Raw genomic sequence first — 16,789 nt, 5'->3', positions numbered from 1 at the left:
AAGGGCGCGTTCTTCGACCACGGCACCGGCATCGTCATTGGCGAGACCGCGGTGATCGGCGACGACGTCTCGATGCTGCACGGCGTGACACTCGGCGGCACGAGCGCGGATCGCGTCGACCGCCATCCGAAGATCGGCCGCGGCGTGTTCGTCGATCACGGCACCGGCATCGTCATCGGCGAGACCGCGGTGATCGGCGACGACGTCTCCATGCTGCAGGGCGTGACGCTGGGGGGCACCGGCGCCGAGCGCGGCGACCGCCACCCGAAGATCGGCAAGGGCGTCTTGCTGGGCGCGGGCGCCAAGGTGCTGGGCAATATCGAGATCGGCGACTACGCGAAGATCGCCTCGGGCTCGGTGGTGCTGAAACCCGTGCCGGCGGGCTGCACGGCGGCCGGCGTGCCGGCGCGGCTGGTCAACTGCCCGACCTGCGAGGAGCCGGCCAAGAGCATGGATCACACCCTGGCCGAGACCGTCTACGACTACGTGATCTGACGTTTTACGCCGTTCCTGGTTTTCGGGAGCGACGTGACCGGTTAGGTTCGCGCCGCTTTTGAAGACTCAAGGAGCCTGGCGTGGACGAACGAATGATCCGGAAGCTCGAGGGGCATCTTCGGGGCACCTTCGCCAACGCGCGCATCGCGCTGACGCCACGGCCCAAGCAGAAGGATTCCGCCGAGGTCTATATCGGCGAGGAGTTCGTGGGCGTGGTGTTCGAGGACGAGGACGGCGACGGCTCGTTCATGTTCGAGATGGCGATCCTGGCCGAGGACCTGCCGTAGGGCTTGGACCCTAGCGGATCTGCACGACATTCAGGCTGCCGGCCGGAAGCGCGGGGATCTGCGCTTCCGACGAGGGGCCGAGCCATGCCGCCCATTGCTCACGCGGCAGGATGACGATCTGACGGTTGTGGTAGGGCGCGATGTCCGGCCCCGGCTCCATGGTCAGCATGCTGAAGCGCTCGTCGCGCACCAGGCCCGCGATGCAGAAGAAGTCGTCGTTGGCGGCAGTGAACAGCCACTTCGATTTCGGCGGCTTGTCGCCGGTGAACTCGTAGAAGCCGTCAGCCGGGATCAGGCAGCGGCCGGTGGCGAAGCGGCGGCCGTCGGAGCGGAAGTTGATGATCGGCCCGCCCTTGTGCGGATTGGCCAAGCCCCAGCGCAGCTGCTTCAGCTCTGCCCCGTCGGGCGCGCCCACCAGGATCGGCGCCGGGTCGGTCGGGCGGATGGAATCGCGCGGCTCCAGGTTCGGCGCGCCGCCGGCCCAGTGGACAGGGATGTCAAGCCGTCTGAAAGCGTCGGCCAGGTGGTCCAGCGATTGCTTGAAGCGATATTCATTGCACATGGGGAGACCCCATGGGCATCGCCTTCGCATTGAGGCTGCGCACGTAATCGCCAATGTCCCTGGGCCAGGAGGCCGTCAGGTCGGCAAAGCGCGCTTGATCGCCTCCGAACAGGGCTCGCGTCGCCTCTTCATAGCCGGGCAGATCGCCGGCCAGGACGGTCATCACCCGATAGGTCGACTCTTGCGCCCGCCGGACAACGTCAGCCTCGCCTGTATCGCGTCGCGCCTGGTCGACCAGGCGGCGCAGGGTCGCTGAAGCGCCGCCGGGCTGGTGGGCCAGCCATTCCCAATGTCTGGGCAAGAGGGTGACCTCGCGCGCCGTGACCCCAAGTCTTGGGCGGCCGCGGGCGGGCTTCGAAGATGCGGTCGCAGGCGTCAGCCTCGCCAGGACGTCCTCAACCGAGCCTCTCAAGTCGAGCTCAACGGTTCGACCGGTCGCGTCCTCGAAGATCAGCAGCGGTTCATCGCGGCAGGCGTGGGCGGCGCGCGCGACGGCGGCGATCTCCCCGCGCGCAATCCGTTGGGCGTTCGCGAAGGCGGTCATGCCGGTCTGGGGGATTTGCGTGGTGGTCATCAACTTCTATTTTACCCGGATCAAACAAAAGCAAGCGGCGCGAGCGAATAGGCCCGGCCCCTGGCTCCCGATAGGCTTCGCGAAACACTCTACGGACACCCTAGGATCCGACGCGACGCGCCCGAATCCGCTGGAGCTGTGGCGGATCGCTTCGGAACTGACCGGCGCGTCCCAAGAGCGCGCCGCATGACGGGCAGCGCACCTCGTCGGCGTCCGCAAGGCCGGAGTTGACGTCGACCACCGCGCCGCAGGGCTTGCAGCGCCAACCTGCGGCCGGCGGCGCCAGCACGGGGCTCGCGGTCGCCGCCTTGAGATGCAGGATGGGCCGGCTGGGGCGTTCGGTCATGTTTGGTAGGGCTCTTGGGGTGAGGCGCATCGCCTTGGGAGCAAATCTGGGCGGGCCCGTGGCCGCATCGTCCACCAGCGCTTCCGCCTTCGCGGCGGTGGCCTCTCCGGGGGACGTAGACGGTGGCCGATCTCTACAAGTCGAGCGTCAATGCGATCGGGGCCGGAGTCCAGCAGATAGGTCAGCTCGTCGCGCCGGTGACGTCGATGGCGTCGCCGCGGGCGCCGAGGCGGGGATTGATGATCACCCGGCGGCCCCAGGCGTCCAGCGCGGTGGGCCAGGTCCTCGCCCCCCAGGGCAGGCTGATGACCTACCGCTGGCGTTCCGGCGCGCGGCGTCGCGTCTCGCGCGCCTGCAGCCGGTAGAACCGTGCGCCGCGCTCCAGCAACTCAGCGATCCGGCGACGGGCGGTGTCGAAGATCCGGGCGCGGGCGTCCGGGTCGGCCACCCGGTCGCGAAGCACGGTCTCCACGATGCGCATGCGCTCGCTTGGCCCGGGCGCTTCCATCTTTTGTCGCCCGCGCCGCTGAACGGTCCCAGGCGCTTGCGCCAGGTCCGGGCCTGGGCGGCCGGTGCGGGCCGCTAAGCGACGTGCGAGATCCTGCCAGTCCTCTGCTGTTGGGCCGGCCGCTGTCGCCGCCGGTCGCCCCTGCGGCCGAGAGGTTTCAGGCGCCGGGGCCCGGGCCGGGGCGGGATTGTGACGGCGCGTCCGGCGCTCCAAGTGGCGGGCGAGATCCTGCCGATCGCGTTCGGTGGGGCGATAGCCGTCCACCTCAAGCCCGGCGATCCGGCCGGCGAGCCAGACCTGTCGCCGAAAGCCGGCGGCGCCGCGGACCTGGGCGCGCATCCAGCCGCGATGCTCGGCGATCGCGACCAGGTCGCGTACGGTGTTCGGGTCGCTGCGGATCGCGACCAGCTCGCGGCCGCGGTCGCGGAAGCTCGGGGCGACGATGGTCGCATCGGCATAGTACGCAAGCCCGCCGCCCCATCGCGCGCGCTTCGTGAGATAGCGCCGACGCAGGGCATCGGGGACGTCGCCCACGTCGGTCGATCGCGCCGATCCATCGGGGCGCAGGGTGTTTGTCGCGGCCGGATCATCGGGCATGTTGCGTCTCCGGGTCCGCTGGCCGCGCGGAGTCGGAAATGAACCGCTCCACCCAGGCTGCGATCTCGGACTCGGCCGCCCCTTGTGGCGGCAGGGGCGCAAGGCCGGCCCGGTCGAGCAGCGGGACCACGGCCTCCAGGGTCAGGGGATCGGCCGCCGCGCCGCTCGGCTTGGGGCCTGGCCAAACAGCGCCCGCGCGAAGCGGTCGCGCCGCTACGGTCGGCGGCGGCCGCACCCGTCGGGTGAAGGCGCGCTCGCGATAGAAGGTGATCTTCCGGCCGCGGACCGGCGGCAGGCCGGCCTTGAGGACCAGCAGCCGATCGGCGGGCATCTGCAGAAGTTCCTGTGGCAGCATCAACGCGCGGCGGTGGTCGGATTCGCTCACCGACCGGCCGCCGCCGGAGAGGCCGCTCGGGCGGCTTCGGGTGCGGCCTGGCACCGTGGCGTAGCCGAGGCGCTCGGAGAGATCCCTGGCGACCCGCAGCTCCTTTGGGGCGAAGACCACCTCGGCGCCACAGTTGGCGATGATCTCCTCGGTGAGGTCGGGGCCATATTCGGCGCGCAGCTGGGCCGGACTCTGCAGGACGGGCAGGAGCCGCAGGCCGTAGCCCGCCACATAGGCGAATCCATGGGCGATGACGCCGGCGTGGCCCAGCCGCGCGAACTCGTCGAGCAGCACCAGGACCGGCACGGCATTGCACCCGGCGCTCGGCCGTTCGCGGGTGTTGAGATCAATCAAAAGTTGCAGGAGGAGCGCATAGAGCGGCGCGACCCGTGTCAGATTATCCGGCGTGACTCCGAGGTAGAGCGAGATTCGACGGCTGCGCAGGTCGCGCAGGTCGAAATCGCTGGTCTCGGTGGCGGCCCGAACATGGGGGTTCAGCCAGAGGTTCATCCGCGACGTGACGGTCTGGAGGAAGCTGCCAAGGTTGCTTCCCACCCCGGTCGTCTGGGCCAGGGCGGGTGAGGCCGTGAGGGCGACCATCGCCGCCAGCACGAGGCCGCGGCGCGCACGGGGGGATAGGGTCATTGTTCGACTCCGGTGTTCGGATTGAAGACGAAGGCCTGATGGGGCGAGGCGCGGCCGCCCCCGAAAACGTCCCAGGGCGCGCGCGATGAGACGGCGATTGTCGTCGACCGGCTCGAGCTCGCAGCCCGTGCGAATTGCGGTGCGGGCGGCCCCGCTGCGGCGGTCACCCGGGCGACATATCCATTTGCGAAGCCGCGGCGGGCGCCGCCGGTGTTGTAGCGCGACAGTGTCGCGCCGAGGGCGGCCGCGGCGGAGCCGGTCGTGCTCACCGACAGACGCCAATCGGCGACGAGCACCTTGGCCGAGGCGGCCAGGTTGCGGCACGGATCGAAAGCGTCCTTCAGGCTCAGGCCCAGCCGGGCGAGGTTGCGGACATTGATCTGGGCGAGGCCAACGTCGAAGTTCCGGCCCGCCCCCCGCAAGGCCTCCGCGGTGCGGACGGCGACCTCCGGCGTGGTCGGCGAGACCCGCTGTCCGCCCGGACCATTGATGCCGATGACCAAGGGATCGTCGCCGCTTTCCACCTGCACGACTGCCAGAAGCGTGTCGGGCGAGACTTGCGGCGCGCAGGCGGCCGCGAGGGACAGCACTGTGGTCGGGTCGAGGCGCATGGCGCGTCCTTTCGCCGATAGGTTGTCCGTCCAGGGGTCGAGCGGGGAGGGCGTAACCTCACCCGATCTCGCCGCCTCGTCCTGACGCCCTTGGCGACAGATTCTGGCGCGCTAAACGATGAAAGGAGTCGTCAGGTATTCGCTTTGGAACTCAAAGTTGAATTCGACTTTTGAGCGCTTCGGGGCCCGCAATGTCTGGTCACGATGTAGTGCAAAGGAGTCGAGATGCGTCATCAACTGGTCGACGGTGTAAATCAACATCGTGGGGGTGAATCAGCCGAGGACATCGCCCTATCTCCACGTCAGATTGAGTGCCTCTCCTGGGTCTTGGAAGGAAAGAGCTCGCGGGACATTGGCGTCATCCTCGGAATCAGCCACCGCGTCGTCGAGCGGCATGTGTTTCGCGCGTGTCAGAGGCTTGGGGTCAAGACGCGCCTGCAGGCGGTCATCCGCGCCCGGTCGCTCGGATTGATCGGAGACCCGCCGAGCTGGCGTCGGCCGCGCCGGTCGATTTAGTCGTCGTCCTCGTCCTCGCCGTCGAACGCCTCATCAAACATCCACTGCTCAAGGTCGGCCTTGAGCCGCTCGGCGCGCAGGGGGATTTGTTCGAAACTCTGGCTGAAGATTTTCACCAGGCTGCGTGGATCGAGCACGGCGATGTCTTTGCCGCTCCGCCGATCGAAGCGGCGCAGCATGGTGAGCAACAGCGACGCGGCGTGATTGTCGGCGGCGTGGATGGCGAAGCCCACCGACCCGAACTCGGCGGCGAAGATGATCCCCCACGGATCGGCGTCCACGACGCGAGCGAACCGGAAGATTTTGTTGAAGTCGATGCCGAGAGCGCCTGACTCGAAGCGCTGGTAGGTCCTGAGCGCGACGCCCATCTCCCGGGCCATATCCGCCGTTCGGTATCCCTCGCGGACGCGGAGACGCTTCAGGACCTGCGACAGCGTCGTGCGGCGCTGTGTTTCACTCTGGCTCCGCGAAACATCCATGCTGCCCGACGCAATCAACTTCAGATTGTCACATACTCCTACACCAAATGGTTGCGACGCAAAGTCGAGCGTTGGGGGCATCCGAACGGCCTGGCTCAGCCATCGCTTCTGGCAGGGCGCACGCGACATCGAAACTCAGGACCGTTTGGGCCGATGATGGATAGGACGGATATTTTAATAAAATCAAACGATTATCGCCATTCGGGTGCAAATTGCGTGCAGTCGACTGTCGAAGAATCGCGTACGTCTTCGCGGGTTCGGCTTGGCCCGATGCTGCCTTAGCGCCAGGAGAGCTGGTTCTTTGGGAGCTTGCCGGTCGGATCGAACACGGTGACTCGATGCGGCAAGTCCGGCCCCCAGCGCCACAGCACGAGGTTCTGGTCGTCCTCGGTGGCGCCGTTGGCGAAGCTCGGTACGAGGATGCCCGCGACGCCCGCGCCGAGGAGCTTTCGAACGACGCCCCAGGACGCCGGCTCACGGCCGGCGATGAGGTCCGAGCCCCAGGGGCAGGCCAGATCGCCCAACGCCACACCTGCCGCCGTCCTGTCCGCCTCGGTCCGTAGATCCGCGATGTCGTCACAGTCGATGTCGTAGCTGCAAAGGACATAGGGCGTCAGACGGTGCGCAAAGCCGCTGGAAACTTCCCGAAATGCGGTCTTGTAGCTGAGAGAGAGGTAGAGCGTTTCGAGGCCGAGCCAGTTGAACCGGCGACCCTTCAGAGCGGCGCCGACGCCGGAAAGGGGACTCCAGGACCAGGCGGGATCGTGGGCCCGGAAGCCCTCGCCCCTAAAGCGCACCTGTAATCCTCAAGCGTATCCGCCGGTCGCCAGATGATCGACGTAGTCTCGCACGGCCGTCGCGCTGCCAGTCTTGACCAGGGCCTCAGCTGTGCGCCCGCCGAAGGCCGGGATCGGCTCGGCGCGATACCAGGCCATGGCCTGCGCCGGGCTGCCAGCCCATCCCTGGACGAGACTGATGATTTCCAGCATCTCGCGAACCCGGCTCTGGGCCTTCGGCCCATCCCGCCGGCTGGACTTCTGGAACACTTCCCGCGCAAGACCCGCTGTATCCGCCAACTGGGCCTTGGACATGCTGAACGCCTCGGCGACGTCGTCGACCCTGACGCTACCGCGTTCATCCATCAGGCTACCGATCGACAGGCGGCGCGGCGCTTCAACAAGCGCCTTGCGGCGTCGGCGCGTACGGACCGCTTCCACTCTTGCTGCTTGCGACATGTGCCGTTCCTTTGACCTATTTATCGGTCAATATATGGTAGAAGGTCGATCCTGGCAAGCGACGCTGTCGGCAGCGCTGCGCGCCACCCGCAACGGCACAAAGTTCCTATTTTGTTCTTGACGCACAGTCTCGAATAAGAGATGTTGCTGACGCGTCGATCACTGCCCCGCGCCATCCGCCGTTAGGCGGACACGGCCCGCAGCAAAGAACCCACGCGCTCCCAGTCTCTTCGCAGCGGCAAAGCCGCTGCGCGCGCCCGCTGCTGTTGAGCGCGGGTCATCCTCATGAGGAGAGCACGAATGGTCTATGACCAGATCGATCCCGCGCGCCTGGAAGGCGACGCGCTTACGCGATGGTACCTCCGTTCACCCGATGACATTGAGCAAGAGCGCCAGGAAGCCGCCGCGCAGCGCTATCAGAACTTTTTTGGCGGCAACGCCGGCGTCGATCCTGATCCCGGGCTCGACGCCGGATTGGAAACACCCTCCCAGGATGGGGACCCAGGATCCGACGGGGGAAACGAGGCGCCGGCCAAAGACGTCGAGCCCGAACTTAGCTGGGTTCAGGTCGGCCCCGACCGGTGGCGTAGCGTAAATGCTTCCGACGATATGTCGCCGGTTTCGGGGGGCGACGCCTCCATATGGGTATCAGCTCTCTGGCGTGAGCAGCCGCGCAGCGACTCTCGAGTGCAATTTGCACGCGCCCCCCGGTAACCTATTGAAAACATTTATGAGTCTGTCCAGTCCGACAAGGGGCCGACGGACGAAAAATTAGTCAATAAAAACAATGACTCATAGCCGAAGTTCGGGCTGCGCCAACCTGCGATATAGGCGCCAATTGCACACGGATTCTGCTAAGTGATTGAAAAAACGCTGAAAGGCGTCCAGCGAAGCGTTACCTTAAAATATGAATAAAATCAATATGTTATCCATTACCCCCATGATGGATTGGACACATAGTTTAATTTAATCAAGTAGTTGTGCATGGCCGCGTGCAAATCCCGTGCACTCGTCTTTCGTGAAATCTCGCACCTGTTCGCACATTTGACGGTCTGCGTGGCGTCAGCACTTACGAGGTGAGCCGAGATTTTGGTTGCTGTACGTTTTCAATGTGCACAATTGACAACCCGTGGACCGAGATGTACACCTTCAATAGGTACGATTGGGTGAGAACGTGATGCCGAGGGTTGCAGTCGATGACAACAGGCGCATGAGCCTTCGCGTGCGGCCGGAGCAGAAGGCGACCCTCCTGCGGGCGGCGGCGCTCAAAAATACAGACCTCACCGATTTCGTTCTTCGTAACGCGTTGCGGGAGGCAGAGGCCATAATCGAGCAAGCCGATCACGTGAAACTGTCGGCGAGGGACAGCCAGCTCGTGCTCGATCTTCTTGAAAATCCTCCCCCGCCTAATGCGAAACTCCGAGCCGCTGCCAGGGCGATGCCTAAGTCGGCATGATTGTTCCGGCCTGGCATGAAGAGGCGATCACCAAAGATCATGATCGCAGCGCCTTCGATTGTGGGGACCTCGACATCAACGAATTCTTGCGCCGCTACGCGCGCCAAAGCCACGACCAGGGCGCCGCCAAGACTTTCCTTGCGATCGACGATGCGAGCAGCAGCATCCTCGGCTTCTATAGCGTGGCTCCAGCATCTCTCAGCTACGAGCGCGCACCACAAGTTGTTCGCCGCGGCCTTGCAAGACACGACGTGCCCGCGTTCCGATTGGCCCGCTTGGCTACTCAGCTGAGCCTGCAAGGCAATGGCCTCGGTGGGCAGCTCCTGCTCGCAGCTGGGCGTCGATGCCTGCGCGCCGCTGCCGAGGTCGGTGGCGTCGTGCTCCTCATCGATGCCAAAAACGAACGCGCCGCCAGTTGGTATGCAGGGTTCGGCGCGATCCCGCTTCAGGATGCCCCCCAATCACTTGTCTTAGCCCTGTCCACGGTCGAAGCCGCGTTGCGCGACGTGGACAAGCTCTAGGAGTGCGTTCTGGGGTGCTGTAGGCGCCACCATACGGAACTCTGACCCAATGCCGTTCGGGAGATCGGGGATCAGCGCGGAACCTCAATATCTCTGAACGGCAACTTTCGGCCCACAAGTCACCGGCAGTTCGCGACCCATTGCGGACCTCCGGCCTTCGCGCCAGTCTGGGCGCATGGTAAAGCGAGCGTGCCTGGCGAGGGCTGCGGAAGATGACCGGCAGCATTAAGGACCTGCTTCTTTTCCGTTGGGCCGCCCTCGGGCTGTTAGCCCTGCTCTCCTGCTTGCTGACGGTAGTGCTCTACCGCGGCTTCAAGAGAGGAAGGGTCCGCGTGACCCTCGATGGCAGACTGGTGCTGGTTGTTGGTCCGAGCGGATCGGGCAAGGACACCCTAATCCACGGCGCGCGCCGTCTGCTCGCGGACAGGCCGGGCTTCGTGTTTCCGCAACGGGAGATTACCCGTGTCCGCGATGACCGGGCGGAGGCGTTCGTCAGCTTGACGCCGGAGGAGTTCGACGCCCGGGAACGCGCCGGGCTTACGCCTTGAGTTGGAGGGCTCACGGGTTGGCCTACGGCGTTCTGGGCGCGGTGATCGACGACCTCGTGGCCGGCCGGACCGTCGTGCTCAACGTTTCGCGCGCCGTAGTGGATCAGGCCCGCGCCTTAGGTTGGCCGGTGACGGTTGCGCAGGTGTGTGCGAGCGCCGTGGCGAGGCGCAAGCGCCTGGTTCACAGAGGACGAGAAGCTGAGCACGAGCTGGCTGGTCGCCTTGAAGATCTGGCCGATAGGCTTTCCGGCGACAGCGTCTTCGACATTCAGAACGACGGCGAAATTGACCATAGGGTTCGTCGTCTGACCGAGGTCATTGAAAGGAGCGCCGCAGCTGGCGCGTGAGCAAGTCACCGCGACCCGCTTCGGGCTGGAACGTCGAAGGCGCGTCCCGTCCCCTAGTGAATCATAGGAAATTATAGCCTATAATAGCTCGTCGCGCTCAACGGGCCGTTTGTAGCGATTGATAGTGAGTTATAGGTCATAATAGCGTCGTTAAACCCGAACTGAACCCCTACTCACCCGGCGCCGGCAGCCGCCCGCCCGAGCTGGCCGGCCGTGGAGAAATCCTGAAGTCCTGCGAAGTCGCGTTGGCGCGGACGGCGCGGGGCGCTGCGCCACGGGGGCTACTGCTCACCGGGCTTCGAGGCGTGGGCAAGACCGTGCTGCTGAACGTCATTCGCGACGAGGCGGCCGCCGCCATTTTTATGGTCGATCTTATCGAGGCGCCCGAAGGCTCGCCGCTTGCGCCACTGATCATCCCGAGCCTGCGCAAGACGCTCCTGCGGATGAGCGTGCAAAGCACGGGATTCTGGAGTTTACCGTGCCGCTGTTCGATGAGTTCATGAAGCGGGCGATGCCTTAGCTAGCGCCAGGACCGCGAGGACGCCAAGGGCGACGAACCCCCCTACGCCGCCAGCGATCGCATCGGCGACGGTGGAGGCGCGGCCGGCGAGCAAGAAGCCATCACAGTCCTCGAGCAGCCTCTGCTGCAGATGGCCGGCGCAGCGGACCGCGGCAAGATCGCCGACGCTAAGCTCTTCATGCTCCTGCAGACGTTGCGCCTGCGACAACCGGAGCTGTTCCGGATCGATCGTGGGGCCTGACCGCGAACGCGCCGAGCCGCTCGCGCAGTCGCATGGCGTCGCCGGGCGCGGCGGCGCCGATGTCGTTGTCGAAGTAAGCGTAGACGTCACCGTCGCCAGCCCAACAGCCGATATGATCGGCCCAGTGCTCAAGGGTCTTGTCCGGATAGGTTCCGGCGTAGCGCCCGGTAGGGCCGTGGCAACGCACATACGCGAAGCTGGCCGTTCTCTCCCAGGGCGCCGGCGCGTCGGCGTGGTCCGACACGCAAAGCGCGATGTCGTGATCGGCGAGCATGGTCAAGGTCGGCTCGGCGTACCAACTTGGATGCCGGAACTCGACCGTGTGGCGGCCGGGCGGCAGTCGCGCGAGGAAGGCCCCGAGCCGCGGCAAGTCGAGATGCAGGCTCGGTGGCAGCTGGAAGAGGGTCGGGCCGCGCTTTCGCCCCAAGGCCGCCATCGGCGCGAACACCCGCGCCAGCGGTTCTTCCGGATCCCGCAGCTTCTTGGCCTGGGTGATGAAGCGCGATGCCTTCCAAGAGAATTCGAAATCCGCAGGCGTCGCTTCGCGCCAAGCCGCCACAGCGGCCTGTGACGGCAGCCGGTAGAAGGTCGCGTTGATCTCGGCCGTATCGAACTGGGTTGCGTAGTGGGTCAGCCAGTCCTTCTGCCGCATGTCCGCCGGATAGAACGGGCCGCGCCACGATTTGTAGCTCCAGCCGGACGTGCCGACACGGATGCGGCCCTGCGACATGGCGGGGTTAGGGCTCGCCCGTGCCGGTCAGCGCGCGTTCGGAGCCGTCTTCCAAACCCGGCGTATGAGGGCGGAAGGCTGCGTTGCGAGGTAGGTCGTCGCGCACGACAAACCACGGGATGCGGCGGCTCTCCCAGATGTGGAAGGCCCATAGCACGTCGTCGGGGGCGTCCCGCGCCGCGCGACAGGGGCAGCCGCCCGTCCGCGCCGGGCGGGGAGCTGTGTCCGCCATCAGCTGTGCGCGTGATGCTCGGCGTTGCGTTTGCGCGTGGCGGCGGCCTTCTTGGCGGAGGCCGAGCGGTCGGCGGCGCTGCGGCTGGCCGAAGCCTTGCCACCCGCCTTGCCGCCCTTGTGCGCGCGGGGGTGGCCTGTCGACTTGCCACGGCCGGAGCCGCCGGCCTTCTTGCCGCCGCCGTCGTCCTTGTTGACGGTGGCCCAGGCGCGGCTTTCCGCTTCCTTCTGCGAAACGCCCTTCTTTTCGTAGCTATCGGCGATGTGATCGGCCTTGCGATCCTGCTTGTCGGTGTACTTTGACTTGTCGCCTTGGGGCATTGCTGAAGCTCCTCTTCTTTTCAGCCCAGGGGTTTTTGGTAGGTCTGGCCGCCGCCGGGTAGGCGCGAGAGCGCGTCGGCGAGCCGGCGCGCGGATTCGCGCGCGGCGTCGGCGGTTAGCGAGGCACAGAGGCCATCAGGCCCCATGATCACCACCTCGCCATCCTCGACAGTGATCTCAAGCGGTTGGTCGAAGACCGGTATCGCCGTCATGCTCAGTTCGCCTTTTGGCCGCCCATCTCCGCCATCAGCTCCTGCTTGCGGGCATCCAGGCGTTCGCCCATGGCGTCGAGATCCTCGTCACCCTTCTTGGCCTGGGCGAAGATGCCGCCGGGCTGTTCCTCTTCCTTGACGTGGTGCTTGATGTACTCGCCCAGCACCTTGACCTTGGCGTCGTAGAATTCGTCGCCGGGCTTCATCGCCTCGATCTCGGCGATCAGCTTCTTGGCGCCGTCGTGCTCGACATAGGCTTCGTCCAGCATGTCCTCTTCGACGTCGCCGCGCTCTTCCGGATAGAAGATCTCTTCCTCGATCGTCGTGTGCACCTTCAACGCCAGGGCGATCTTGTTGAAGAGCTCGAGCTTGTCGGCGTCGTCTTCCAGCTGTTCGTACTCGTCGAACCAGCCTTCGACCTCTCGGTGGTCCCTTTTCAAGAGGCTGATCGCCAGCGGATCGCGGCGGCTGGTGCGGCGCTTGCGGCCGGACTTGGCGCGGCTCGCGGTGGTCTTTGTTTGGGCGGTGGCCATGATGAAAACTCCCTGTCCTGCTGACTGCTGCAACACGGCGCGCCAGGAGGAGTTCCCACGGCGGAGCTCGGAGGTCGCGAGCGTCGCCTACCCGACAATCTTTTCAAGCATTTCAAGAGATTGGCGAAGGCAGGCGACGCGGACAGCGCCGCGGCCCACGCCCCGAAATGGACCTCCTTGACCTCAACGGCGCCGCCGCGGCGGGCGGCGGCGATGAAGACTAGGCCGGGTTCTTCATGCGCCGCGCCGCGGCCGGCAAAGCCCGTGACGGCGAGCGCGATGTCGCCTTCCGACCGCGCCAGCGCCCCGGCCGCCATCGCCTCCGCGACCGGCGCCGAGACCGCGCCGTGGAATTTCAGAAGTTCGGCCGGCACGTCCAGTTGCTGCGCCTTGGCCGCGTCGGCGTAGGTCACGAACCCGCGCTCGAAGGCGTGCGCACAGCCGTCGATGTCGGTCAGCAGGGAAGCGAGCAGGCCGCCGGTGCAGCTTTCCGCCGTGACCAGGGTGAGGCCACGGTCGAAGGCGGCTTTCAGCACGCGCTCGACCTGTTCCTCCACATCCGCGGGCAGGGTGGGGCTGAGGGTTTCCGTCATTTCGCCTTGAACGCCTGGCCGACCGCGCCGCTCTTCGGACCATCCGGTCCGGCCTTGCCCAGCGATGCCTTGCCGGTGCGCTTGGTCTCGGCCTTCGAGGCCGTCCCCATGCGTTCGCCGAGCGGCTGGGCGGCGTTGGACTCTCGGCCCTTGGTGTTGTCCTTGGTCATCTCATGTCTCCCGTGGGTTTCTAGCTGCGCCTCGCCTTCGGCACGACACTGATGCGTCCACTGTTCTCCAGAGTCGCCAGGCGGACCTCCTCGGGCGTCTCGACCTGTTCCAGGCGCAGGCCTTCGCGCAGGTCCATGTCGCCGATGCCGTGCCACAGCATGGCCTTGCGGTCGGCGGTTCCGTCGCGGACCAGCACCACCGGTTCAGCCTTCATCAGCTTCGCCAGCCAGCCCCAATGGGTCGTCAGCGTGGCGAAGACTCGGTGCAGGATCACCAGCAGAAGGCTGGCGGTGATCGCTGGCCAGAAGTCGGCCTTGCCGGTCATTACACGGCTGAGGTTGGAGCCCACGACGAGCGCCACGACGATGTCGAGCGGCGAGGCGTTGGAGAAGGTCCTCCGCCCGGCGATGCGGATGTAGGCCACGCCCAGGAAGAAGATGATCACCGCCCGAACGCAAAGCTGCGCGGTGTTGGCGCCGTTGTCCGGACCGATCAGCTCACGGAACAATTCCATGCCGCGCTAAACGTCCGCTCCGCCATGGCGTTGCGCGCGATCGAGCTTGTGGCGCTCAGATCATCTCCCGCGCGTCCTGGACGATGTGAGCGGCGATGTCTGCGCGGCCGGGCGTGCCCTTCATCAAGGCTTTCATCAGGTTGATCGCCTGCTTGGCCTTCACCTTGGGGGGCAGGAGGGGATCGTTCTGGTCGATCTCGACTTCCACCAGCGCCGGCCCTTCGGCCTCCAGCCCCTGGGCCAGGACGCCCGCGACGGCGGCCGGGTCGCTGACGGAGAAGGCGGTCCACCCGAAGCCGCGGGCCACCGCGGCGAAGTCGATAGGCTGGAGGTCGCAGACGTATTCCGGGTTGCCCAGGAAGGCCATCTGCTCCCACTTGATCTGGCCGAGCGAATTGTTCTTCAGCACCACCACCTTGACGGCCGCGCCGTACTTCTTCGCCGTGGCCATTTCGCCGATCAGCATGGTCAGGCCGCCGTCGCCGACGACCGAAACCACCTGCCGGTCCGGGTGCGCGATCTTCGCCGCGATCGCATAGGGTAGGCCCGCGCCCATGCTCGCGAGTGTGCCGGACGTCGAGAACATCATGCCGGAGCGCATCTTCAGATGCCGCGCGGCATAGGCGGTGTTGACGCCGCAATCTGTAGTGACGATGGCGCGGCCAGCCAGCAGCGGGCTCAGCGCCTCGACCGCCACGTCTCCGCGCATCGGCCTCTCGTCCGGCTTGCCGCGTTCGGCAAGCAGCGCGTTCCAGTCCTTCACCTCGGCCTGGATCTTCGTGAGGAAGCCGCGCTCGTCCTTGCGGGTGAGCAAGGGGATCAGCGTCCTGAGGGTCGCGCGCGCATCGCCCAGGAGGCCGCATTCGATCGGGAAGCGCAGGCCCAGCCGCTGGCCATCGCGGTCGATCTGCACGCCTCGCGCCTTGCCGGGCTTGGGGTAGAACTCCACGTAGGGGAAGGTCGAGCCGATGATCAGCAGGGTGTCGCAGCCTTCCAGGGCGTCCTGCGAGGGTGCGGTGCCAAGGAGGCCGACGCCGCCGGTGCAGTGTGGATGATCGTCGGGCAATGCGGCCTTGCCGAGCAAGGCCTTGGCCACCGGCGCGGCCAGCAAGTCCGAAACCTTCGCCAGCTCGGCCTCACAGCCCAGCGCGCCCTGGCCGGCCAGGATGGTGACCTTCTGGCCGGTGTTCAGGATGTCGGCGGCTTTCTGAAGCTGCCCGGCGACGGGTGTGGTGACCCCGCTCGCCATGACGTTCGAGATGTGGTGCGGCAGGTTGCGCTCGGAAGGCTTGTCCTTCTTAAGCGCCTCGGATTGATGGTCGACGCAGATCGTCAGGTGCGCGGGCTGACGGCGGGCCAGCGCGGTGCGGCAGGCCAGCTCGGTCATGCCCTCCACATGGGCCGGTCCCATGATCCGCTCGTTGAAGCAGGCGACGTCCTCGAACAACTTGTCGAGCGCTACGTCTTGCTGGGTGAAGCTGCCCACCAGGTCGTGGAACTGCAGACCGGTGATGGCGATCACCGGCGCCCCGTCCATCTTAGCGTCGTAGAGACCGTTCAGCAGATGGATGCCGCCGGGACCCGAGGTCGACAGGCAACAGCCGAGCTTGCCGGTGAATTTGGCATAGGCCGTAGCCATGAAGGCGGCGGCTTCCTCATGCCGCACCTGGATGAAGCGGATGTCGTCCTGGCGCTTTCGCAGCGCCTCGATCACGCCGTTCACCCCGTCGCCTGGAATGCCGAACACGACGCCCACGCCCCACTTGGCGAGGGTGTCCACGAGGACATCTGAGGCGGTCTGCGGCATGGCCTGGCTCCGGGCTGAGATGAGCGCACAACGGCGCGTCGCCGAAGGCCGTTCCCATGGATCGTCCGGGGCCCGCGGAACCAAGCCTCATCGCGTGCCTTCTCCTGCCGATCATCTCGCCGGGAGACACATCAAATGAGACACACCCTCTTGCTCAGCGCCGCGGCGCTCGCCGCCCTGTCGCTGGCTGCCTGCAACAAGCCCGCCAGCACCACCGCCGCCGACGCGACCGACGCGACGAAGGCCGCCGCCTCCGACGCGGCCTCGGCCACCGGCTCCGCGGTCAGCAAGGCCGAGGATGCCACCGGCGCCGCGGTCGGCGCGACCTCGGCCAACGCGCTCGGCCCGCACGACACGGCCGCCTTCGTCTCCAACGCCAGCCAGTCGGACATGTACGAAATTCAGGCTGCCCAGATCGCCGAGAAGCGGTCGAAGAATCCGCAAATCCAGGCCTTCGCCAAGATGATGGTCAAGGATCACACCAAGAGCACGGACCTGATGAAGCCGTTGGTCCAGGCCGCCGGCCAGACGCCCGCCGCCAAACTCGATGACCGCCGCCAGGGCTTTATCGACAACCTGAACAAGGCGAGCGACGCCGACTTCGACAAGACCTACGTCGATCAGCAGGTCGCCGCCCACAAGGAAGCGCTGGACCTGATGAACGGCTACGCCAAGGACGGCTCCGACGCCGGCCTGAAGGGCGGCGCGGCCCAGATCGTGCCGGTCGTCCAGAAGCACCTCGACAGGATCAAGGCCATCCAGGCGTCGATGAAGAAGAGCTGAGGCGCCCTCGCGGGCCGGCCG

27 protein-coding genes and 1 pseudogene are annotated in these 16,789 nt (G+C 66.1%); 10 read left to right on the top strand and 18 right to left on the bottom strand.

Annotated features, from left to right (window positions below; genetic code table 11):
* Nucleotides 1-495 (top strand): annotated as a pseudogene (locus tag VHS75_RS08075) (hypothetical protein); the annotation flags it as partial.
* A 92-nt stretch (nucleotides 496-587) separates the two neighbouring features.
* On the top strand, nucleotides 588-782 hold the full coding sequence (locus VHS75_RS08070) for a DUF3126 family protein (RefSeq protein ID WP_414694259.1): 195 nt from the start codon (nucleotides 588-590) through the stop codon (nucleotides 780-782).
* 10 nt (nucleotides 783-792) lie between these two features.
* Here VHS75_RS08070 and VHS75_RS08065 read toward each other — a convergent pair whose 3' ends face one another.
* From VHS75_RS08065 to VHS75_RS08040, 6 genes are all read right to left on the bottom strand, one after another.
* Nucleotides 793-1,344 carry an SOS response-associated peptidase gene (locus VHS75_RS08065; RefSeq protein WP_329638095.1) on the bottom strand — a complete coding sequence of 184 codons (552 nt, stop codon included), beginning with the start codon at nucleotides 1,342-1,344 and terminating at the stop codon, nucleotides 793-795.
* Nucleotides 1,334-1,918, bottom strand: coding sequence for a DUF2239 family protein (locus VHS75_RS08060; RefSeq protein ID WP_329638094.1), 585 nt, complete (start codon nucleotides 1,916-1,918; stop codon nucleotides 1,334-1,336). The genes VHS75_RS08065 and VHS75_RS08060 overlap by 11 nt, the downstream gene beginning before the upstream one ends.
* Nucleotides 1,919-2,018: 100 nt before the next feature.
* Nucleotides 2,019-2,264 carry a hypothetical protein gene (locus VHS75_RS08055; protein WP_329638093.1) on the bottom strand — a complete coding sequence of 82 codons (246 nt, stop codon included), beginning with the start codon at nucleotides 2,262-2,264 and terminating at the stop codon, nucleotides 2,019-2,021.
* 310 nt (nucleotides 2,265-2,574) lie between these two features.
* Entirely contained in the window at nucleotides 2,575-3,369 is a 795-nt protein-coding gene (locus VHS75_RS08050; RefSeq protein WP_329638092.1) for an LPD7 domain-containing protein, read from the bottom strand.
* Nucleotides 3,359-4,399: a type IV secretory system conjugative DNA transfer family protein gene (locus tag VHS75_RS08045; protein ID WP_329638091.1), complete on the bottom strand. Its 1,041-nt coding sequence runs from the start codon at nucleotides 4,397-4,399 to the stop codon at nucleotides 3,359-3,361. Before VHS75_RS08045 ends, VHS75_RS08050 begins: the two co-directional genes overlap by 11 nt.
* Complete coding sequence (locus VHS75_RS08040; RefSeq protein WP_329638090.1) at nucleotides 4,396-5,010, bottom strand: lytic transglycosylase domain-containing protein; 615 nt, start codon at nucleotides 5,008-5,010, stop codon at nucleotides 4,396-4,398. The genes VHS75_RS08045 and VHS75_RS08040 overlap by 4 nt, the downstream gene beginning before the upstream one ends.
* Nucleotides 5,011-5,235: 225 nt before the next feature.
* Here VHS75_RS08040 and VHS75_RS23075 point away from each other — a divergent pair, with 225 nt between their 5' ends.
* Nucleotides 5,236-5,526 carry a helix-turn-helix domain-containing protein gene (locus tag VHS75_RS23075; protein ID WP_414694258.1) on the top strand — a complete coding sequence of 97 codons (291 nt, stop codon included), beginning with the start codon at nucleotides 5,236-5,238 and terminating at the stop codon, nucleotides 5,524-5,526.
* Here the strand turns inward: VHS75_RS23075 and VHS75_RS08035 are convergent.
* The 3 genes from VHS75_RS08035 to VHS75_RS08025 form a co-directional block, all read right to left on the bottom strand.
* Complete coding sequence (locus VHS75_RS08035; RefSeq protein ID WP_329638089.1) at nucleotides 5,523-6,134, bottom strand: helix-turn-helix transcriptional regulator; 612 nt, start codon at nucleotides 6,132-6,134, stop codon at nucleotides 5,523-5,525. The genes VHS75_RS23075 and VHS75_RS08035 overlap by 4 nt on opposite strands.
* A 149-nt stretch (nucleotides 6,135-6,283) precedes the next feature.
* Nucleotides 6,284-6,802 carry an RES family NAD+ phosphorylase gene (locus VHS75_RS08030; RefSeq protein WP_329638088.1) on the bottom strand — a complete coding sequence of 173 codons (519 nt, stop codon included), beginning with the start codon at nucleotides 6,800-6,802 and terminating at the stop codon, nucleotides 6,284-6,286.
* Nucleotides 6,803-6,811: 9 nt separating this feature from the next.
* Entirely contained in the window at nucleotides 6,812-7,147 is a 336-nt protein-coding gene (locus VHS75_RS08025) for an MbcA/ParS/Xre antitoxin family protein (RefSeq protein WP_329638087.1), read from the bottom strand.
* 393 nt (nucleotides 7,148-7,540) lie between these two features.
* Here VHS75_RS08025 and VHS75_RS08020 point away from each other — a divergent pair, with 393 nt between their 5' ends.
* The 6 genes from VHS75_RS08020 (at nucleotide 7,541) to VHS75_RS07995 (ending at nucleotide 10,615) form a co-directional block, all read left to right on the top strand.
* Nucleotides 7,541-7,954, top strand: coding sequence for a hypothetical protein (locus VHS75_RS08020; protein ID WP_329638086.1), 414 nt, complete (start codon nucleotides 7,541-7,543; stop codon nucleotides 7,952-7,954).
* A 496-nt stretch (nucleotides 7,955-8,450) separates the two neighbouring features.
* Nucleotides 8,451-8,696 (top strand): DUF1778 domain-containing protein, encoded by a 246-nt coding sequence (locus VHS75_RS08015; RefSeq protein ID WP_329638085.1) that lies wholly within the window; start codon nucleotides 8,451-8,453, stop codon nucleotides 8,694-8,696.
* On the top strand, nucleotides 8,693-9,217 hold the full coding sequence (locus VHS75_RS08010; protein ID WP_329638084.1) for a GNAT family N-acetyltransferase: 525 nt from the start codon (nucleotides 8,693-8,695) through the stop codon (nucleotides 9,215-9,217). Before VHS75_RS08015 ends, VHS75_RS08010 begins: the two co-directional genes overlap by 4 nt.
* 212 nt (nucleotides 9,218-9,429) lie before the next feature.
* On the top strand, nucleotides 9,430-9,765 hold the full coding sequence (locus tag VHS75_RS08005) for a hypothetical protein (RefSeq protein WP_329638083.1): 336 nt from the start codon (nucleotides 9,430-9,432) through the stop codon (nucleotides 9,763-9,765).
* Nucleotides 9,766-9,782: 17 nt separating this feature from the next.
* The gene (locus tag VHS75_RS08000; RefSeq protein ID WP_329638082.1) at nucleotides 9,783-10,112 is read left to right on the top strand and encodes a hypothetical protein; all 330 of its coding nucleotides are present in this window, start codon (nucleotides 9,783-9,785) and stop codon (nucleotides 10,110-10,112) included.
* Between the two features lie 131 nt (nucleotides 10,113-10,243).
* A complete protein-coding gene (locus VHS75_RS07995) occupies nucleotides 10,244-10,615 on the top strand; it encodes an ATP-binding protein (protein ID WP_329638096.1) in 372 nt (123 codons plus the stop codon).
* A 193-nt stretch (nucleotides 10,616-10,808) separates the two neighbouring features.
* Here VHS75_RS07995 and VHS75_RS07990 read toward each other — a convergent pair whose 3' ends face one another.
* From VHS75_RS07990 to VHS75_RS07950, 9 genes are read right to left on the bottom strand one after another with little or no spacing between them, the layout of a single operon-like run.
* A complete protein-coding gene (locus VHS75_RS07990; RefSeq protein ID WP_329638081.1) occupies nucleotides 10,809-11,603 on the bottom strand; it encodes a DUF72 domain-containing protein in 795 nt (264 codons plus the stop codon).
* Between the two features lie 7 nt (nucleotides 11,604-11,610).
* Nucleotides 11,611-11,835: a hypothetical protein gene (locus VHS75_RS07985; protein ID WP_329638080.1), complete on the bottom strand. Its 225-nt coding sequence runs from the start codon at nucleotides 11,833-11,835 to the stop codon at nucleotides 11,611-11,613.
* A complete protein-coding gene (locus VHS75_RS07980) occupies nucleotides 11,835-12,155 on the bottom strand; it encodes a plasmid stabilization protein (protein WP_329638079.1) in 321 nt (106 codons plus the stop codon). The genes VHS75_RS07985 and VHS75_RS07980 overlap by 1 nt, the downstream gene beginning before the upstream one ends.
* Before the next feature lie 20 nt (nucleotides 12,156-12,175).
* Nucleotides 12,176-12,367 carry a hypothetical protein gene (locus VHS75_RS07975; RefSeq protein ID WP_329638078.1) on the bottom strand — a complete coding sequence of 64 codons (192 nt, stop codon included), beginning with the start codon at nucleotides 12,365-12,367 and terminating at the stop codon, nucleotides 12,176-12,178.
* Nucleotides 12,368-12,369: 2 nt separating this feature from the next.
* Nucleotides 12,370-12,807, bottom strand: a complete 438-nt coding sequence (locus tag VHS75_RS07970; RefSeq protein ID WP_329638077.1) for a hemerythrin domain-containing protein — start codon at nucleotides 12,805-12,807, stop codon at nucleotides 12,370-12,372.
* Entirely contained in the window at nucleotides 12,804-13,493 is a 690-nt protein-coding gene (locus VHS75_RS07965) for a CinA family protein (RefSeq protein WP_329638076.1), read from the bottom strand. Before VHS75_RS07965 ends, VHS75_RS07970 begins: the two co-directional genes overlap by 4 nt.
* Nucleotides 13,490-13,663: a hypothetical protein gene (locus tag VHS75_RS07960; RefSeq protein WP_329638075.1), complete on the bottom strand. Its 174-nt coding sequence runs from the start codon at nucleotides 13,661-13,663 to the stop codon at nucleotides 13,490-13,492. Before VHS75_RS07960 ends, VHS75_RS07965 begins: the two co-directional genes overlap by 4 nt.
* Nucleotides 13,664-13,683: 20 nt before the next feature.
* Nucleotides 13,684-14,178, bottom strand: a complete 495-nt coding sequence (locus tag VHS75_RS07955; protein WP_329638074.1) for a DUF421 domain-containing protein — start codon at nucleotides 14,176-14,178, stop codon at nucleotides 13,684-13,686.
* A 55-nt stretch (nucleotides 14,179-14,233) separates the two neighbouring features.
* Nucleotides 14,234-15,985, bottom strand: a complete 1,752-nt coding sequence (locus VHS75_RS07950; RefSeq protein WP_329638073.1) for a thiamine pyrophosphate-dependent enzyme — start codon at nucleotides 15,983-15,985, stop codon at nucleotides 14,234-14,236.
* Between the two features lie 135 nt (nucleotides 15,986-16,120).
* On the opposite strand from VHS75_RS07950, the gene VHS75_RS07945 reads away from it, so the two are divergent.
* The gene (locus tag VHS75_RS07945; protein WP_329638072.1) at nucleotides 16,121-16,768 is read left to right on the top strand and encodes a DUF4142 domain-containing protein; all 648 of its coding nucleotides are present in this window, start codon (nucleotides 16,121-16,123) and stop codon (nucleotides 16,766-16,768) included.
* Nucleotides 16,769-16,789 lie beyond the last annotated feature (21 nt).

This window comes from Phenylobacterium sp., from assembly GCF_036264965.1.
GTDB lineage: Bacteria > Pseudomonadota > Alphaproteobacteria > Caulobacterales > Caulobacteraceae > Phenylobacterium.
Note: the sequence above shows the minus strand (reverse complement) of the source record. Positions and strands in the feature narration are given on the sequence as shown.

Excerpts from the sequence above, each read along its gene's own strand:
- VHS75_RS08020 (WP_329638086.1), top strand. The coding sequence starts at position 7,541 with ATGGTCTATGACCAGATCGATCCCGCGCGCCTGGAAGGCGACGCGCTT.
- VHS75_RS23075 (WP_414694258.1), top strand. The coding sequence starts at position 5,236 with ATGCGTCATCAACTGGTCGACGGTGTAAATCAACATCGTGGGGGTGAA.
- VHS75_RS08005 (WP_329638083.1), top strand. The coding sequence starts at position 9,430 with ATGACCGGCAGCATTAAGGACCTGCTTCTTTTCCGTTGGGCCGCCCTC.
- VHS75_RS07975 (WP_329638078.1), bottom strand. The coding sequence starts at position 12,367 with ATGACGGCGATACCGGTCTTCGACCAACCGCTTGAGATCACTGTCGAG.
- VHS75_RS07960 (WP_329638075.1), bottom strand. The coding sequence starts at position 13,663 with ATGACCAAGGACAACACCAAGGGCCGAGAGTCCAACGCCGCCCAGCCG.
- VHS75_RS07955 (WP_329638074.1), bottom strand. The coding sequence starts at position 14,178 with ATGGAATTGTTCCGTGAGCTGATCGGTCCGGACAACGGCGCCAACACC.
- VHS75_RS07985 (WP_329638080.1), bottom strand. The coding sequence starts at position 11,835 with ATGGCGGACACAGCTCCCCGCCCGGCGCGGACGGGCGGCTGCCCCTGT.
- VHS75_RS08060 (WP_329638094.1), bottom strand. The coding sequence starts at position 1,918 with ATGACCACCACGCAAATCCCCCAGACCGGCATGACCGCCTTCGCGAAC.
- VHS75_RS07980 (WP_329638079.1), bottom strand. The coding sequence starts at position 12,155 with ATGCCCCAAGGCGACAAGTCAAAGTACACCGACAAGCAGGATCGCAAG.
- VHS75_RS07965 (WP_329638076.1), bottom strand. The coding sequence starts at position 13,493 with ATGACGGAAACCCTCAGCCCCACCCTGCCCGCGGATGTGGAGGAACAG.
- VHS75_RS08055 (WP_329638093.1), bottom strand. The coding sequence starts at position 2,264 with ATGACCGAACGCCCCAGCCGGCCCATCCTGCATCTCAAGGCGGCGACC.
- VHS75_RS07950 (WP_329638073.1), bottom strand. The coding sequence starts at position 15,985 with ATGCCGCAGACCGCCTCAGATGTCCTCGTGGACACCCTCGCCAAGTGG.
- VHS75_RS08010 (WP_329638084.1), top strand. The coding sequence starts at position 8,693 with ATGATTGTTCCGGCCTGGCATGAAGAGGCGATCACCAAAGATCATGAT.
- VHS75_RS08045 (WP_329638091.1), bottom strand. The coding sequence starts at position 4,399 with ATGACCCTATCCCCCCGTGCGCGCCGCGGCCTCGTGCTGGCGGCGATG.
- VHS75_RS08040 (WP_329638090.1), bottom strand. The coding sequence starts at position 5,010 with ATGCGCCTCGACCCGACCACAGTGCTGTCCCTCGCGGCCGCCTGCGCG.
- VHS75_RS07945 (WP_329638072.1), top strand. The coding sequence starts at position 16,121 with ATGAGACACACCCTCTTGCTCAGCGCCGCGGCGCTCGCCGCCCTGTCG.
- VHS75_RS08015 (WP_329638085.1), top strand. The coding sequence starts at position 8,451 with ATGAGCCTTCGCGTGCGGCCGGAGCAGAAGGCGACCCTCCTGCGGGCG.
- VHS75_RS08050 (WP_329638092.1), bottom strand. The coding sequence starts at position 3,369 with ATGCCCGATGATCCGGCCGCGACAAACACCCTGCGCCCCGATGGATCG.
- VHS75_RS08065 (WP_329638095.1), bottom strand. The coding sequence starts at position 1,344 with ATGTGCAATGAATATCGCTTCAAGCAATCGCTGGACCACCTGGCCGAC.
- VHS75_RS08035 (WP_329638089.1), bottom strand. The coding sequence starts at position 6,134 with ATGTCGCGTGCGCCCTGCCAGAAGCGATGGCTGAGCCAGGCCGTTCGG.
- VHS75_RS08070 (WP_414694259.1), top strand. The coding sequence starts at position 588 with ATGATCCGGAAGCTCGAGGGGCATCTTCGGGGCACCTTCGCCAACGCG.
- VHS75_RS07990 (WP_329638081.1), bottom strand. The coding sequence starts at position 11,603 with ATGTCGCAGGGCCGCATCCGTGTCGGCACGTCCGGCTGGAGCTACAAA.
- VHS75_RS08025 (WP_329638087.1), bottom strand. The coding sequence starts at position 7,147 with ATGGATGAACGCGGTAGCGTCAGGGTCGACGACGTCGCCGAGGCGTTC.